15 protein-coding genes and 1 pseudogene are annotated in these 15898 nt (G+C 65.4%); 5 read left to right on the top strand and 11 right to left on the bottom strand.

The genetic code is table 11. From position 1 onward, the window contains the following. The first annotated feature begins 5 nt into the window (after nucleotides 1–5). Genes glk through ACSBM8_RS14610 form a run of 3 tightly spaced genes read left to right on the top strand, consistent with a single transcriptional unit; the run spans nucleotide 6 to nucleotide 2903 of the window. Nucleotides 6–980: a glucokinase gene (gene glk / locus ACSBM8_RS14600; protein ID WP_442678727.1), complete on the top strand. Its 975-nt coding sequence runs from the start codon at nucleotides 6–8 to the stop codon at nucleotides 978–980. Between the two features lie 44 nt (nucleotides 981–1024). Next, nucleotides 1025–2239, top strand: coding sequence for a hydrolase (locus tag ACSBM8_RS14605; protein WP_442678728.1), 1215 nt, complete (start codon nucleotides 1025–1027; stop codon nucleotides 2237–2239). Nucleotide 2240: 1 nt separating this feature from the next. Then, on the top strand, nucleotides 2241–2903 hold the full coding sequence (locus ACSBM8_RS14610; protein WP_442678729.1) for an HAD-IA family hydrolase: 663 nt from the start codon (nucleotides 2241–2243) through the stop codon (nucleotides 2901–2903). Between the two features lie 127 nt (nucleotides 2904–3030). Here ACSBM8_RS14610 and ACSBM8_RS14615 read toward each other — a convergent pair whose 3' ends face one another. The 7 genes from ACSBM8_RS14615 to ACSBM8_RS14645 all read right to left on the bottom strand — a co-directional run bounded on the left by ACSBM8_RS14615 (nucleotide 3031) and on the right by ACSBM8_RS14645 (nucleotide 10492). Further along, on the bottom strand, nucleotides 3031–3948 hold the full coding sequence (locus tag ACSBM8_RS14615) for a pirin family protein (protein WP_442678730.1): 918 nt from the start codon (nucleotides 3946–3948) through the stop codon (nucleotides 3031–3033). A 36-nt stretch (nucleotides 3949–3984) separates the two neighbouring features. After that, complete coding sequence (locus tag ACSBM8_RS14620) at nucleotides 3985–4413, bottom strand: DUF3035 domain-containing protein (protein ID WP_442678731.1); 429 nt, start codon at nucleotides 4411–4413, stop codon at nucleotides 3985–3987. Then, a complete protein-coding gene (lspA, locus tag ACSBM8_RS14625; protein ID WP_442678732.1) occupies nucleotides 4406–4903 on the bottom strand; it encodes a signal peptidase II in 498 nt (165 codons plus the stop codon). The genes ACSBM8_RS14620 and lspA overlap by 8 nt, the downstream gene beginning before the upstream one ends. 63 nt (nucleotides 4904–4966) lie before the next feature. Then, nucleotides 4967–7957 (bottom strand): isoleucine--tRNA ligase, encoded by a 2991-nt coding sequence (gene ileS, locus ACSBM8_RS14630; protein WP_442678733.1) that lies wholly within the window; start codon nucleotides 7955–7957, stop codon nucleotides 4967–4969. Between the two features lie 212 nt (nucleotides 7958–8169). After that, nucleotides 8170–9114, bottom strand: a complete 945-nt coding sequence (locus tag ACSBM8_RS14635) for a bifunctional riboflavin kinase/FAD synthetase (RefSeq protein WP_442678734.1) — start codon at nucleotides 9112–9114, stop codon at nucleotides 8170–8172. Nucleotides 9115–9162: 48 nt separating this feature from the next. Further along, on the bottom strand, nucleotides 9163–9807 hold the full coding sequence (locus tag ACSBM8_RS14640; RefSeq protein ID WP_442678735.1) for a dihydrofolate reductase: 645 nt from the start codon (nucleotides 9805–9807) through the stop codon (nucleotides 9163–9165). 196 nt (nucleotides 9808–10003) lie between these two features. Continuing rightward, nucleotides 10004–10492 carry a dihydrofolate reductase gene (locus tag ACSBM8_RS14645; protein WP_442678736.1) on the bottom strand — a complete coding sequence of 163 codons (489 nt, stop codon included), beginning with the start codon at nucleotides 10490–10492 and terminating at the stop codon, nucleotides 10004–10006. Nucleotides 10493–10556: 64 nt separating this feature from the next. Here ACSBM8_RS14645 and ACSBM8_RS14650 point away from each other — a divergent pair, with 64 nt between their 5' ends. Beyond that, nucleotides 10557–12965, top strand: a complete 2409-nt coding sequence (locus ACSBM8_RS14650) for a zinc-dependent metalloprotease (protein ID WP_442678737.1) — start codon at nucleotides 10557–10559, stop codon at nucleotides 12963–12965. A gap of 82 nt (nucleotides 12966–13047) precedes the next feature. Continuing rightward, complete coding sequence (gene aat, locus ACSBM8_RS14655; protein WP_442678738.1) at nucleotides 13048–13770, top strand: leucyl/phenylalanyl-tRNA--protein transferase; 723 nt, start codon at nucleotides 13048–13050, stop codon at nucleotides 13768–13770. 35 nt (nucleotides 13771–13805) lie between these two features. Here aat and ACSBM8_RS14660 read toward each other — a convergent pair. From ACSBM8_RS14660 to ACSBM8_RS14675, 4 genes and pseudogenes are all read right to left on the bottom strand, one after another. After that, a pseudogene (locus ACSBM8_RS14660) lies at nucleotides 13806–14261 on the bottom strand (DUF2155 domain-containing protein); the annotation flags it as partial. After that, complete coding sequence (gene mlaD / locus ACSBM8_RS14665; protein WP_442678739.1) at nucleotides 14258–14746, bottom strand: outer membrane lipid asymmetry maintenance protein MlaD; 489 nt, start codon at nucleotides 14744–14746, stop codon at nucleotides 14258–14260. The pseudogene ACSBM8_RS14660 and the gene mlaD, both read right to left, overlap by 4 nt. A 5-nt stretch (nucleotides 14747–14751) precedes the next feature. Beyond that, entirely contained in the window at nucleotides 14752–15135 is a 384-nt protein-coding gene (locus ACSBM8_RS14670) for an NADH:ubiquinone oxidoreductase subunit NDUFA12 (RefSeq protein WP_442678740.1), read from the bottom strand. Between the two features lie 115 nt (nucleotides 15136–15250). Then, a complete protein-coding gene (locus tag ACSBM8_RS14675; protein ID WP_442678741.1) occupies nucleotides 15251–15853 on the bottom strand; it encodes a cold-shock protein in 603 nt (200 codons plus the stop codon). Nucleotides 15854–15898: the final 45 nt, after the last annotated feature.

The following is a 15898-nucleotide window of genomic DNA, read 5'->3' on the forward strand; positions in this document are numbered from 1 at the left end:
GAACATTGGCGACAAAGCTCGTAACGATTGACATCGGCGGCACCCACGCGCGTTTCGCTTTGGCCGAGGTCGAAGATGGCCGCGTCGTCCATCTGGGCCCCGAATCCACCTTCAAGACAGCGGAGCATGCCAGCCTGCAGCTCGCGCTGGAGGCGTTCGCCGACGAACAGCAGGAGCCCCTGCCCCGCGATGCCGCCATCGCCTTTGCCGGCCCCGTCCATGGCGAGGTGCTGAAGCTCACCAACAATCCCTGGATCATCCGGCCCGCGCTGATCCCGGAAAAGCTCAACATGGATCGCTACACGCTGGTCAACGATTTTGGGGCTGTCGCGCATGCCGTGGCCCGGTGCGATCCCCAGCATCTGCGCCATCTGTGCGGCCCCGACCAGGATCTGCCGGCCAAGGGCGTGATCAGCGTGGTCGGACCAGGGACCGGCCTCGGCGTGGCCTATGTGCTGTGCCAGGAAGGCGGCTATCATGTCGGCGAGACGGAGGGCGGCCATATCGATTATGCCGCGCTCGATCCGATCGAGGACGCCATCCTTAAAACGTTGCGCAACCGCTATCGCCGTGTGTCGGCGGAGCGCGTCGTATCCGGTCCCGGCTTGACCAACATCTATGGCGCCCTGTCCACGCTGGAAGGCCGTTCGGTCGCGCCGAGCGACGACAAGACCTTGTGGACGGCGGCGCTGCAGGGGAGCGACAGTCTCGCTGCTGCCGCGCTCGATCGCTTTTGCCTGTCGCTGGGCGCGGTCGCGGGCGATATCGCCTTGGCGCAGGGCGCCACGGGTGTCGTCATCGCGGGTGGCCTGGGCCTGCGCCTGGCGGATCACCTCCCCCGTTCCGGCTTCGCCCAGCGGTTCGTCGCCAAGGGGCGGTTCGAACGGATGATGTCGGACATACCGGTCAAGCTGATCACCCATCCCCAGCCCGGCCTGTACGGCGCCGCCGCGGCCTTCGCGCAAGAGCATCGCGCCTGACCGACAGCGCCCCCTCGCTGACGCTCGCGCCGGCCGATCGCGCGATGCTGGATCGCGTGGCGGAGCAGGCGAACGCCAGCGTCGTGCGCGCGATCGATTGGTGCAGCCTCAACAGCGGTAGCCGAAACCTCGCCGGCTTGGCGGAGATGGCCGAGCCGCTGGTGTCGACGATGGCGCAGCTGGGCGACGTCGAGCGCCTTCCCTTGGCGGACACGCAGGACGTCGCCGCCGACGGCGCGGTGCGCACGGTGGCGAATGCGGATGCGCTTCGCCTGCGCGTCCGGCCGCATGCGCCGGTGCAGATCGCGCTCACCGGCCATTACGACACGGTCTACCCGGCCGAGACCGGGTTCCGCACGGTCGCGACGCGCGATGACGGCGCGCTGCACGGGCCTGGTATCGCCGATATGAAAGGCGGGATCAGCGTCATGCTGGCGGCGCTCGCGGCATTCGAGGCGCACCCCGCCGCCGGCGCTTTAGGATATACGGTCCTGCTTTCGCCCGATGAGGAGACCGGCTCGCTCGCCTCGGCGCCATTGCTGGCCGAACTTGGCGCGTCGGCGCATGTCGGCATGACCTATGAGCCCGCCCTCGCGGACGGGACGCTGGTCTCCGCGCGGAAGGGCTCGGGCAATTTCCATCTGCGCATCACCGGCCGGGCGGCCCATGCCGGTCGCGATTTCGCGAGCGGCCGCAACGCTATCCTTGCCGCGGCCCGTATCGCCCAGGCCCTCGGCGCTTTGAACGGCCAGCGCGACGGCGTGACGGTGAATGTCGCGCGGATCGACGGTGGTGCACCGTTGAATATGGTTCCGGACATTGCGGTGTTGCGCTTCAATGCCCGCCTGCCGGACGCGGGTGCCAAAACCTGGCTGATGGCGGCGATCCGGGAAGCGATGGCGGAAGGCGAAGGCGAGGGCCTTACGGTCGATCTGCACGGCGGCATCACCCGCCCGCCCAAGCCGTTCGTGCCGGCGCAGCAAAGGCTGTTCGACGCGGTGCGGGACGCCGGCGCGCTGATCGGCCAGACGATCGCCTGGGCGCCGTCCGGCGGCGTGTGCGAAGGCAATAACCTGTTCGCGGCCGGGCTGCCGGGCATCGACACGCTGGGGGTGCGCGGCGGCGATATTCACAGCGAGCGGGAATTTGCCTGGCCTGAAAGCTTCGTCGAGCGCGCGCAGCTCTCCGCGCTACTGCTTGCCAAGCTGGCGGACGGTTCGATCGACGGCCCGGCCTTACGACACGCACTGAAGGGCTGACATGACGAACATTCCGACTGACCGCAGTTTTGCGGCCTTCCTGTTCGATATGGACGGAACCCTGCTCGACAGTATCGCCTCGGCCAACCGGTGCTGGCGGCAATGGGCCGAAGGCCATGGGCTCGATTTCGCACAGATCCAGCCGACCATGCACGGCATGCGTGCCGTCGAGACGATCCACCGCTGGGCGCCGCATCTGGATATCGAGACCGAATATGCCGCGCTGACCCAGGCGGAGATGGACGATATGGACGATGTCGTCGCCATTTCCGGTGCGGACCTTTTCCTGCGCGCGCTGCCGCGCGATCGCTGGGCGGTCGTCACATCGGCGCCGCGCGCGCTTGCCGAACGACGGATCGCCGCCGCCGGACTGATCGACCCCCCGCTGCTGATCACGGCGGATGACGTCGCCCGCGGTAAGCCCGCGCCGGATTGCTTCCTGCTGGCCGCCGAACGTCTCGGTGTCGCGCCCGCCCAATGCCTGGTGTGGGAAGATGCCGCCGCCGGGATTGCCGCGGCGGACGCCGCAGGCATGGGCGTCGTCGTGATCGGCGCCACCCATTCCGTGCCGATGGACACGCCGCATCCCGTGATTGCCGGCTATGACGATCTGGCCGTGCGGCGCATGCCGGACGGTTCATTGCAGCTGGCGGTCAAAGCCTGACCCGTCGCCCCGGCGGAGGCCGGGGCCGCTGCAATTTAGCGTAAAACTCATTCTCCAGCGGCCCCGGCCTCCGCCGGGGCGACGTAAAACGGGAGATCGCTTCAGGAAACTCAGCCCTGCGGCACGCTCAAGGATAGCGTACCGGTGGCGCCGGTTCCGCCGGCAGCGGGATGAATTCATGCTCTTCCGGCACCGCGGCAAAACGCCGCTCGCGCCAATCCTGCTTGGCCTGCTCGATACGCTCCACGCGGCTCGAGACGAAATTCCAATAGATGAAGCGCTGTTCCGGAAAGGGTTCGCCGCCGACGATCACCAGACGCGCGCCGCGGTCGGTCGCCAGCACGATCTCCGCATGCGGCTTCAGGATCACCAATTCGCTCGGCCCGAACGGCTGCCCGTCCACCGTCACCGCGCCGTCGATCAGATAGAAAGCGCGTTCGACCTGATCCCTGGGCACGCGGTAACGCGTTCCCGGCGTCATCACGATCTCGGCATAGACCATCTCGGACAGCGTCTTCACCGGCGAGGAGAGGCCGTCCATCGCACCGACGATCTGGCGCACGGTGACGCCGTCCCATTCACCCGACGGAATCTCGGCGGCATCGTGATGCACGAAGGAGGGTGCGCTTTCCTCCTGATCGGCGGGCAAAGCGACCCACAATTGCAACCCGAACAGGCCGGCTGCGCCGTGGCGAGCCGTCTCCGGACTACGTTCCGAATGGACGATGCCGCTGCCCGCGCTCATCCAATTGACCGCGCCGGGGCTGATGGACTGGACCGAACCCAGACTGTCGCGGTGCATGATCTCCCCGTCGATCAGATAGGTGATCGTCGCCAGCCCGATATGGGGATGGGGCCGCACATCCAGCCCCTGGCCGTCGCGCAGCTCTACCGGCCCCATCTGATCGAAGAAGATGAACGGACCGACCATCCGCCGTTGCGGCTGCGGCAGCGCGCGCCGAACGGTGAAGCCGTCGCCCAGATCGCGCGATGGCGGCAGGATGACCAGATCGATCCCGTCGACCTGGCTTTCACGAATGCTCATCGCCTATCCCCCGTCCGTTCGCGAGAAGTGAGCCGCTTATTGCGGCGTGCTGGCGTTCGCGGCCGGATTGGTGGAAGGCGGCGCCTTCAGGATCGTCTGCGTATTGGCGCCCTTGTTGACCGTCGTCGTATCGGGATCGCCCGCTTCCGATCGAATGCCGGGAGGCGGCGGCGGACCGGCGGCGGCCGTCAATGCCGCTTCACCCTGGCTGACCGGCCGCTGGCCGCCGAACAAAGCGTTGAGCGCCTGGGCCGAGCTGTCGGCTTCCTGCGGACGCGGCTGACCCGGCTTCGGCGGCACCAACGCGAAATCCGGCGGTACGGTCAAAGGCGCAGCGCGGCCAACCGCGAATTCGTCGGGCACGCCCTTGCGTGAGGCGAACACGCCGCCCTTCGGGCCGCTGTGGCATCCGGCGAGCATCAGCATCGCCAACGGCACCGCCGCAACCAAAATACGCTTAACCATCTTTGTTCTCCGCGGGGGCGGGCGCGTCGCGTGTCACAAAAGCGCGCAGCACCAACAAGGCTACGCCGACGCTAATCCCAGCGTCGGCAATATTGAAGACATAAAAGGGCGACCATGCGCCAAAGTGAAGGTTCAGGAAGTCCGTAACATAGCCCAGCCGCACCCGATCGACGATATTGCCGAGCGCCCCGCCCAGGATCAGGCCCAGCGCAATGCTATCGGGCTTGCGCGTCTCCCGGGCGAGCCACACGGCCACGAACGCGGCAATAACCGCGGTACCGAGCGCCAGCGCCCAGCGCTGTGCGTCGCTATTGGCCACCAGGAAGCCCATCGAAACGCCGTGATTTGCTACCCATTGCAGGCGGAAGATCGGCAGGATCTCGATCGAATTGACCTCCATCAACCGCAGCGGTCCGGTTACGAACCACTTGGCGATCTGATCGAGCAGCAGCGTTAGGACCGCAACCATCCAGCCAATGCGCCTGCTCATGCCGAAACCACCGTCGCCGGCCAGGCGAATTTTGCTGCGACCTCCGCCGGGGTGACGGATCGACTATTCACCCACCACCTCCGTGCAACGTCCGCACAGGTCACCGTCTTCGTTCACTTCCGGCAGCAAGCGCCAGCAACGGCCGCATTTGTGATAATCCGATCGATGCACGACCGCGACCGGGCCGTGCGCGGTCGTTTCGATCACCGCGTCGGACACGATCAGCAATTCGGTCAGCTCGTCATGCGTGACGTTGGGCCGATCGCGATCGTCGGGCAGGCCGATCGCGACCTTGGCCTCCAGGCTCGAACCAATCTCCTTGTCGCGCCGTTTGGGCTCGATCTCGGCGCTGACGATCTGGCGCAGCACGCGCAGTTCCGCCCATTGCTCGGCCAGCCGCGTGTCGGCCCAGGTCGGATCGACCTCGGGCCATTCCAGCAGATGCACCGAGCCCGCGTCCGGGAAGCGCGTGCCCCACACTTCCTCGGCAGTGAAGCACAGGATCGGCGCGGCATAGCGCACCAGCGCATGGAACAGCGTATCGAGCACGGTGCGATAGGCGCGCCGCTTCGGATCGGTCGGCGCATCGCAATAGAGCGAATCCTTGCGGATATCGAAGAAGAAGGCCGACAGATCGTTATTGCAAAAGTCCGTCAGCGCGCGGGCATAGCGGTTGAACTCGAACGCCTCGGTCGCCGACTTGAGCTCCGTGTCCAGCACGGTAAGCAGATGCAGGACATAACGTTCAAGATCCGGCATGTCCGCCGCCTCGACCCGCTCGTCCTCGCTGAAGCCGTCAAGCGCGCCGAGCAAATAGCGGAAGCTGTTGCGCAGCTTGCGATAGGCGTCGGACGTGCCAGCGAGGATCTCTTTGCCGATCCGCACATCCTCGAAATAATCGGTGCTCGCGACCCACAGCCGCAGGATATCCGCCCCGCTCTCGGGAATGATCTTGAGCGGATCGACGACATTGCCCTGGCTCTTGGACATCTTCCGCCCCTGCCCGTCGAGCGCGAAGCCGTGCGTCAGCACCGCCTTGTAAGGCGCCACGCCGCGCGTGCCGCAGCTTTCCAGCAGGGATGATTGGAACCAGCCGCGATGCTGGTCCGACCCTTCGAGATACAGGTCTGCCCGCGTCCCCTCGCCATAACGCGCCTCGATCGTGAAGGCGTGGGTGCAGCCGCTGTCGAACCACACGTCGAGAATGTCGCGCTGCGGCTCATAATTGGCGGCGTCATAGTCCGACCCGAGCAACGCCTGATGGTCCGCTCCGAACCAGGCATCCGCCCCGCCCGCCTCGAAAGCGGCGACGATCCGCGCATTGACCGCCGCATCGCGCAGATACTCGCCCGACGCCTTGTCGACATACAGCGCGATCGGCACGCCCCACGCCCGCTGGCGCGAGATCACCCAATCGGGCCGCCCCTCAACCATCGCATGGATCCGATTGCGCCCCTTCTCCGGCACGAACCGCGTCCGGCCAATCGCGTCGAGCGCGAGCTCCCGTAGCGTCGCGCCGTTATCACTTAACCCCTCTCCCCTTGTGGGAGAGGGGTTGGGGAGAGGGGTCGAGCGCGAAGCGCGAGCTTCCGCCCCCTCTCCTTCCCACGCCGCTGACGCGGCGCGGGCCCCTTCCTCCCCCGCAAGGGGGGAGGAGTTTAAGGAATCAATCTCGCCGGCAATGCCCTTGTCCATCGCAATGAACCATTGCGGCGTCGCCCGGAAGATCACCTTGGCCTTGGAGCGCCAGCTATGCGGATAGCTGTGCGAATAATCCGCACTCGCCGCCAACAACGCCCCAGCCTCGCGCAGATCGCTGCAGATCGGCCCGTCCGGCGCATTGAACTTGGGATTGATAACGCTCCCCTGCCCACCCAGCCACGCCCAGTCGGCGCGATATTTGCCATCGCCCTCGACCGCGAACACCGGCTCGATCCCGTGCGCCTTGCACAACAGGAAATCGTCCTCGCCATGGTCCGGCGCCATATGGACGAGGCCCGTACCCGCATCGGTCGTGACGAAATCGCCCGCCAGCATCGGCCGCGGCTTGGCGAAGAAGCCACCGAGCTTGTGCATCGGGTGGCGGACGATCGCGCCGGCGAGGTCGGTGCCTGGTAGAGTCTCGGGTTGATCCAAAAGGCCAAATTTCAGGTAATCGTCCTGATCAGCTTCTCGTCCGACGATGCGGCTAACGAACTGCCGAAGCAAAGCCGGTTCCGCAGCGACCAAATAGCGCTGCTTCAAATTGTCGAGCACGACATAGTTCATGTCTGGGCCGTACGCCAAAGCCTGGTTGACCGGGATCGTCCACGGCGTGGTCGTCCAGATCACCGCAAAAGCGCCGACCAGCTCAGGCGCGTTCGGGGCCTCGACAATCTCGAACGCCACATCGATCTGGGTCGAGACAATATCCTCATATTCCACCTCGGCCTCGGCCAAGGCGGTCTTCTCGACCGGCGACCACATGACCGGTTTGGCGCCGCGATACAGCTGGCCGGTCTCGGCGAACTTGAGCAATTCGCCCGCGATGACCGCCTCTGACGTGTAATTCATGGTGAGATAGGGATTATCCCACTCGCCCATCACGCCCAGCCGCTCGAACTGTTCGCGCTGCACCGCGACCCACTTGGCGGCATAAGCGCGGCATTCGGCGCGGAACTGGTCGACCGGCACCTCATCCTTGTTCAGTTTCTTGGCGCGATAGGCCTCCTCGACCTTCCATTCGATCGGCAGGCCATGGCAATCCCAGCCCGGCACATAAGGCGCGTCCTTGCCGAGCAGCGACTGGGTGCGGACGACGATGTCCTTCAGCACCTTGTTCATCGCATGGCCCATATGGATATCGCCATTGGCGTAAGGCGGGCCGTCATGCAGGATGAAGCGCTCGCGCCCGGCGCGCTTTTCGCGTAGCTGCGCGTACAGATCGTCGCCCAGCCATTTGGCCAGGATCGCCGGCTCCTTGGCGGCGAGGCCCGCCTTCATCGGGAAGTCGGTCTTCGGCAGGAAGACGGTGTCGCGATAATCGCGTTTCGGATTTTCTGGGGTGTCGGACATATTGGCAGGCGCTTTAGCGGAGCTTCCAGCGAAACCAAACCCCGTGTCTCGGACGCGGCGGCACACCGGCCCCGCTCATCCTGAGGAGGGCGCCCGTCGCATGTGCGCTCCCGACCACCGCCCCGCTCATCCTGAGTAGCCACTGAGCTTGTCGAAGGGGCGTATCGAAGGACGGTCCTTCGAGACGGGACTTCGCCAGGCTCAGCCCCTCCTCAGGATGAGCGGGGGGCTGGCGGGGAGAGAATTTGCCGCGCCGCCGCGCTATCCGCATCCATCTGCGTCTTCAGCGCATCAAGGCTGTCGAACTTCGCCTCGGGCCGCAGGAAATCGATCAGCCCGATCTCGATGATCCGCCCGTAAAGGTCGCCTGCGAAATCGAAAAAATACGGCTCCAGCAATTCCTTGGGCGGATCGAAGCTCGGGCGGATGCCCAGATTGGCGACCCCGTCCACCACCCGTCCGTCATCCAGCCGCGCGCGCACCGCATAAATGCCGTAACGCGGCCGCAGATAATCGCCGAGCTCCATGTTCGCCGTCGGATATCCCAATTCCCGCCCGCGCTGATCGCCATGAACAACCGTGCCCTCGATCGCGAAGGGGCGGGTCAACAGCTCAATCGCGGTGCCGCAATCGCCTGCAATCAGGGCCGCGCGGATCCGGCTCGAGGAAATCACCCCAGTCGCGTCAACGACCGGCGGCACGGTTTCGGCAGTCATGCCATGCGCCGATCCCAGCAGGGCCAGCATCGGCGCCGTTCCGCGACGTGCTTTGCCGAACGTGAAATCCTCGCCCGTCACCACCGCGGCAGCACCGAAACGACCCACCAGCTGCCCGGCGACGAATTGTTCGGGGCTAAGCGCCGCCAGCGCGGCGTCGAACCGCAATATCAGCGTGGCGTCCGCCCCCGCCGCTGCGAATAACCGCGCGCGCTGCTCCAAGGTGGTCAGCCTGAAATCCGCCCCTTCGGATCGGAAGAACCGGGCCGGATGTGGATCGAAGGTTGCGACGATCGCCGGCCGGCCCTCTGCTTTCGCACGCGCGACTGCCCGCCCGACCACCGCCTGGTGGCCACGATGGAAACCATCGAAATTGCCGAGTGCGATCACCGCGCCGCGCAATTCAGGCGGCAACGGCTGATCGCCGTAAAGAAGGGTCATGACGTTGCGGCTAAAGCCTATGGAAAGATTAATCTAGAGCGCGCACGACTACAGACGGTTGACCGCGCGCCCCTCCCCTTTGCGCTGCCGGAAAAAAGCGCCGCGGGAACGCCGCGGTCGTGCGCGACCCAATTTTTTAAGAACCGCACGACGCCGCTCTACCACCTCGCCCGGCCGACGTGGCTCGAGCTCGAAGATGCTGAAGCCCGTTTCATTTTCCAGACCATCCCCGTCGACGCAGGCATGCTGGGCGATCCGCCAGTCCGCATCATCCAGCAGCGTTAGATTGAAGAGTATCTCAGGTTCCGACACGACCTGATCGACCAGCGTGATATAATATCGGTCTACGAACGGTGCAAAAGCCTCGTAGAGAGGAGCAGCGCCGACGAGGAAGCAATCTTTTCCGGAACTGATATCCATTGCCGTCGCAACGGCGTCTGCGACACTTCGGACCGACCGCCCATGCGCCGGATCCGGCACATCTTCATCGCCGTCATCCACTATAAGGTTGATCCGCTGCTGCAGAAACGCGCTGCCGAGACCCTTATAAGTCTGACGATCAGTGATAAGAATATTGAACAGCGTGGCCGCGCGGAAGAAAGCGAGGTCTGCGTTTAGTCTCCACGGCAGACAATGAGCAAGGCCGACGGCGCCTTGGTGATTCATCGAGACGATCGAGGTAAAACGCGTCATCCGTCGTCCATCTGCCTTATTCCCATCCTGCCTACGCAAGGGAATAGTGACCAGCCAGCACCTTCACCATAAGCGGATTGATCCATCACATCTGGCGATGAGACGTTAATGAGGCGGCTGCACGCATAAATTGCAGTGCCCGCGTTCAGCAATTGGGACATCGATGATGCCCGGCCTCCGCGCCGCCTTGTCCTCCTTACCGGCTGCGCGCCAGCGTTACGAAAGTGAAGGCGGGAGCGCTTCCGATCGCCGGATAAGGCTCGCGGTTCATTTCCCGCCAGCGGCCAGGATCGGGGGCCGGCACCACTGCATCTCCCGCCACATCCGCATGAACCTCGGTGAGTTCGATCCGGTCGGCGCGGTCGAGGAACAGGGCGAAGATTTCGGCGCCGCCGATGACGGAAACGTCGCCGCCTGCCGCGGCAAGCGCCGAATCCACATCGTGCACCACCTCTGCGCCGGCAGCCTGCCAAGCCCTGTCCCGGGTCAACACGATATGCCGACGACCGGGCAACAGGCCGGGCAGGCTGTCGAACGTCCGGCGGCCCATGATCATCGGCTTGCTGGCGGTCAGGGCCTTGAAATGCTTGAGGTCCGCAGGGAGGTGCCAAGGCAGCGCCCCATCCCGCCCGATCACGCCATTGTCGGCACGCGCGAGGATCAGCGTAATTTCCGGCTTGGCCATGGCGGCATGCCTAGCAGGCGGTGTGCGGGCTCGCTAGCATTGCCGCCTCACGCAGGGGGCGGCATTGAAACGAGCATATCTGGTATTTGCGGCAGCATTGTTGGCGACTTCGGCACTGGCCGCCCCGCCCGCTTCGTCCTCTGCTTCCACACTCTCCGCCAACGGATTGCTGCCGGTCCAGATCGACAAGAGCGCGGGCAAGATCCTGCTGACTTTACCGGCAGCGGATGCCGACGGCATTGCGGGCCGCTTCCTCTATGCCACCTCGCTCCGTACCGGCATCGGCTCGGCCGAGCTCAACATGGACAGGGGCTTTATCGGCAACACCTATCTGCTCGTCTTCCGGCGGATCGGCGGCAAGGTTGCGATCCAGTATGAAAATCCACGCTTCCGGGCGTCCAATGCGCCTGCGGCCGAGCAAGCGGCCGCGCGGGACAGCTTCGCCTTCACCACCGCCTGGATCGGCAAGGTCGACACCGCCCTTCCCAATGGCGGCGCCGTGATCGACATCGCCCCCTTCCTGGCGGGCGATGTGATGGGCGTCGGCGCGCAACTTGCGCAAGCCGGCGCCAAGGGCTTTCAGCTCGATCCGGCGCTCAGCGTCGTCGATGCCGGCGCCACCAAGGTCTTCCCCGACAATATCGAGCTGGAGGCGCTGCAAACCTTCAATTCGGACACGCCGGGCAGCGAGATCGAGAATATCGCACCCAACCCACGACAGATCAGCCTGATCGTACATCATAGCCTTGTGCGGCTGCCGGACGCCGGCTTCACGCCGCGCCGCTTCGACCCCCGCATGGGGACCTTCGGCACCCAGGCGGTGGATTTCGGCGCGCCGCTGGGCGCACCGGTCGTCTACGATCTCGCCACGCGCTTCCGCCTGGAGAAGACCGATCCCGCGGCCGCCCGGTCCACCGTCAAGAAGCCGATCATCTTCTACATCGACAATGCCGCGCCCGCGCCGATCCGGGATGCGCTTGCCAAGGGGGTGAGCTGGTGGAGCCAGGCCTTCGATGCCGCCGGCTATATCGATGCGTTCCAGGTCAAGATCCTGCCGCCCGACGTCGATCCGATGGACGTTCGCTACAATGTCGTGAACTGGGTCGATCGCGCGACCCGCGGCTGGTCGTTCGGCCAGGCGATCACGGACCCGCGCACCGGGGAGATCATCAAGGGCGCGGTCGTCCTCGGCGCGCTGCGCGTGCGTCAGGATATTCTCATCTACGAAGGCCTGGTGGGTAGCGCGGGCTTGAACGGCGGCGGGCCCAACGATCCGGTACGCGTGGCGCTGGCCCGCATCAGTCAGCTCGGCGCCCATGAAGTCGGCCATTCGCTCGGGTTCGCGCACAATTTCGCCGCCTCCACGCAGGACCGTGCCTCGGTCATGGATTATCCGCCGCCGCGCATCGGCATGAAGGATGGCGCCCCCGATCTTTCGGATGCCTATGCCGTGGGCATCGGCCGCTGGGACAAGGCGGCGGTGGATTGGCTCTACGGCACTGATTCGGATGCGGTCGCCAAAACCAAGGCCGACGCGGCCGAGGCGGCAGGACTGCGCTACATCACGGACGGCGACGCGCGCGGCGCCGACGTCGGACAGCCATGGGCGGCCTTGTGGGATGACGGGGCCGATCCCGTCGCCGAACTGACCCGGATCCTGACCGTCCGGCGGGCTGCCTTGGATCGGTTCGGGATGGGGGTGATGACGCCCGGCGAGCCGATGGCGCAGATGCGGCGCAAGCTCGTGCCGATCTGGCTGCTTCACCGCTATCAGGTCGATGCTGCGGCTAAGTCCTTGGGCGGACTGACCTACACCTATGCCGTCGCCGGCGCGGGGCATCAGCAATCCGCGCCGGTTCCCGCGGGACAGCAACGTGCCGCGCTCACCGCGCTGCTCGCCACGCTCGATCCGCAGGCGCTCCATGTGCCCGACCGCCTCGTTCCGCTCCTCTCCGCCGGCGCCCAGGGCAGTTACGACAAGCAATATGAGATCGAAATTTTCGCCGAGGCGGGCGGGCCGGTCTTTGATCCCCTTGTCGCGACCGACGTTGCCGCGCGGGTCACGCTCGACGCGCTGCTCGCGCCCGCGCGATTGACCCGCTTGCTCCAGCAGCATGAGCGGGATGCGGGACTGCCGGGCCTCGATGAAATGGTCGACCGACTTACTGCCGGCGTAGTCGATAAGGCGCAGGATGAGGTTGGCCAGCGCATCGCGTGGCGCACCATCGTCCGGATCGCGCAGGCGCGACGGGACTCCGCTGGCGATCCGAATGTTGCCGCGGTCCTCGATAACCGATTGCGCGCGCTGGCCGATCGCCTCGCCGCTATGAAGGCGGCGTGGGCCGGCAGTCTTGCCCGAACGCTGCGCAATCGCGACGATCTCAACGCCTTGCTCGACGCCCAAAAGGACAAGCCGTCGATCCCGCCCGGCATGCCGATCGGCGATTCCGCAGAATATATGGATTTGCGTTAGGACAAGGCGCCGCGCTCCTCAGCGATCGCCCGCGCTCACCAGGCCCATTGCGTCGGGGCTAATTGCCGTTACCGTATCGCACATGGCCGTGCTTGATCCGGACCTGCTGCTGCGCGCTTACTCGGTCGGCGTCTTCCCGATGGCGAGCACGCGTGACGCCGCAGACGTCTTCTGGGTCGAACCCAAGAAGCGCGGCGTGCTGCCGCTGGATCATTTCCACCTGTCGCGCTCGCTCGCCAAGACGATCCGCTCGGATCGATACAGGGTAACCGTCGATCAGGCTTTCGGGCAGGTCGTCGCGCTGTGCGCGGAGGCGACGGCGGACCGTCCCGATACCTGGATCAACCCCGATATCGAGCGGGCCTACAGCGAACTGCACAGTCGCGGCTATGCCCACTCGGTTGAGGCCTGGCAGGATGGGCAGTTGGTCGGCGGCCTCTACGGCGTACGCCTGGGCGGCGCCTTTTTCGGCGAGAGCATGTTCAGCCGGGCGCGCGATGCGTCAAAAGTCGCGCTTGCCCATCTCGTCGCGCGATTGAAGGTCGGCGGGTTTCGCTTGCTGGACTGCCAGTTTCTCACCGAGCATCTGGCCTCGCTCGGCACGATCGAAGTTGATCGGCAGGCTTATGTCGCGCTGTTGGACAGGGCGCTGGGGCTCGGCGCGCTGTCCTCCGGCGAGGATGCTGCTGCACCCGCGGATTTCTTTGCGCTGGATCGCGGTGCCGCCGGTGCCGATGTCGCGGCGACCGTATCCGGCCCCGCATCGGGATGGCGCATCGTGCAGCTCTTGGGCCAGACGTCGTAGAGCGGATCCTCGACGACGTTTAGCGATGGCGTCTCCTTGTAGAGCCAGCCGGAAAACACCCGGCGCCAACGGCCATCGGGCCCTTTCTTGTCTGCCTGCACGAAAGCACCGGTCAGCTGCTCCGGCTCATAATCGGCCGTGGATTCGCACGCGCGCAACCGCACCACCAAATTGCCGAACCGCGCGGCCTGCCCCGGATGCAGGCTGATATCCCGCGTCATGCCATTGCGCTTGTTCAGCACACCGATCACCGCGACACGTTCCGCCATCGGTGTGTCCTTCCCCAGCGGTGGGGGTGTGGCGGCAGCGGCAGTCCGCGGCGACGGGCGCACGGCGGGCGCCGCAGCGATGCTATTCCCCTGCTCCGTGTCGGGCGAAAGCGCCGCGTCGGGATCGGGCCGCGCTTGCTGAGTCTGCGAAACCGCCGTCCAGCTGATTGCGCCGACCGCCGCCAGCGCGAGCGCCACGGCGCCGGCGCGGCGTGGCGTCATGGCGTTGTGGTGGCGGTATCGCCGGCGGCTGGCTTATCGCTGGAAGGCTTGTTGATGAACTGCCCGATCAACGCCATCAGGTCCATCGAGCCCTGCGTATCGGTAACCGTGTCGCCCGTCTTCAAGGGGGTCGGGCTGCCGCCCGGGGTGAAGGCGATGAAGGTCGAGCCCAGCAAGCCTTCCGACGTCACCGAAGCGCTGCTGTCGGCCGGCAGTTTCACGTCGGGGTTGAGCGCGACCGAAACCTTGACCTGATAGCTTTGCGGATCGAGCGTCAGCCCCGTCACGCTTCCGACCTTCAGGCCGGAGATGCGCACGTCGGTGCCCGTATTCACGCCGCTGGCGTTGGGGAAGATTACCGATATCTTCGTCGATCCCGGCCGCTCGCCGCCGCCGGTCCGGTCCCACGCAAACATCACAAACCAGATGGCAAGGATGACCACCAGCAGACCGACGAGTGCCTCGCCGATATTTTCGCGCAGCATCGCTCTCAATTCGGGCTCCACGCCTCATAATCGCCGGTCGCAGCAGCACGATTGCCGCCCCGTTCCAGCGCACCTACCGGCCGATAGGCTGCGGCCGTGCCGGTCAGGTTAGGCACAGGCTCCTTCACCCAGGGGCGCGGCGCCGGCAATTCGGTCGGCACGACGTCCGTTTGATGGTGCAACCAGCCGAACCAGGCAGGCGGCACCCGGCTCGCATCGTTTGCGCCCTGATAGATTACCCACCGGCGCGTCTGGCCGTTGATCGGCTTCTTCGATTCGAAATAGGCATTGCCCAGCGAATCGCTTCCCACCCCGCTGCCATTCCGCCAGCTGAACAGGGACGTGCCGATGGTGGCGCCGTTCCACCAGGTAAAGATGCGCTTCAGCATGGTTCGCGCTTAGCCGCGAAGACGGGCAGGGCGCAACCGCCTATGCGACAGGAGGCGTGCGCGCGCGTCATTGCTTGTCCGCCCAGCGGTCCCAGCCGAACGGCAACATGCTTGTTCAGTCGCGCGCCTCGATGACGATGGCGAGCGGCCCCTTGCGGCCCTCGGCGATGCGCGCCCGCAGCGCCTGGTCGGGATCGAGGCTGACAAAGCCCGCCCGGCGCAGCGTCTCCATATGAATGAAGATGTCGGTGCCGCCTTGTTCGCGGACGACGAAGCCATAGCCCTTCAGCTGGTTGAACCATTTGACGCGCACAGGCTCGAACGGACCGGCATCTTCCTCCAGCTGGAGCGGATCGACGCGATCGGCATTGCGGCGGGCGATCAGGTCGGCATCCGGGCCGGTCGCGGTCGACAGATCGAAGCTGATCACGCGGTGCGCCTGCAAACCACGATCGCGCGCGACCACTTCGCAGACGACGCGTGTGCCTTCCGGAAGAGTGCGGCGATTATGATCGCGCAGCACCGAGAAGTGCAGAAGAATGTCCCCTTCGCCCCCATCCCCCACGATGAAGCCGAACCCGCGCGTGCCGTCGAACCATTTCACGCTGCCGGTCGCAACAATCTCCGGCGCGACGCTTCCCGTCTCGCGCGCCTCGATCAACGTTTCCCCCTCGATGCTGCCCGCAGAGGCCAGCATCGCCACGTCGGCACTCTTCATCTTTTCAAACCTTAAGCACGAACAGTGTAGGTTAACATCTTTGTA

This window comes from Sphingomonas sp. ASY06-1R, assembly GCF_052180265.1.
In the GTDB taxonomy this organism is placed as follows: Bacteria; Pseudomonadota; Alphaproteobacteria; order Sphingomonadales; family Sphingomonadaceae; genus Sphingomonas_I.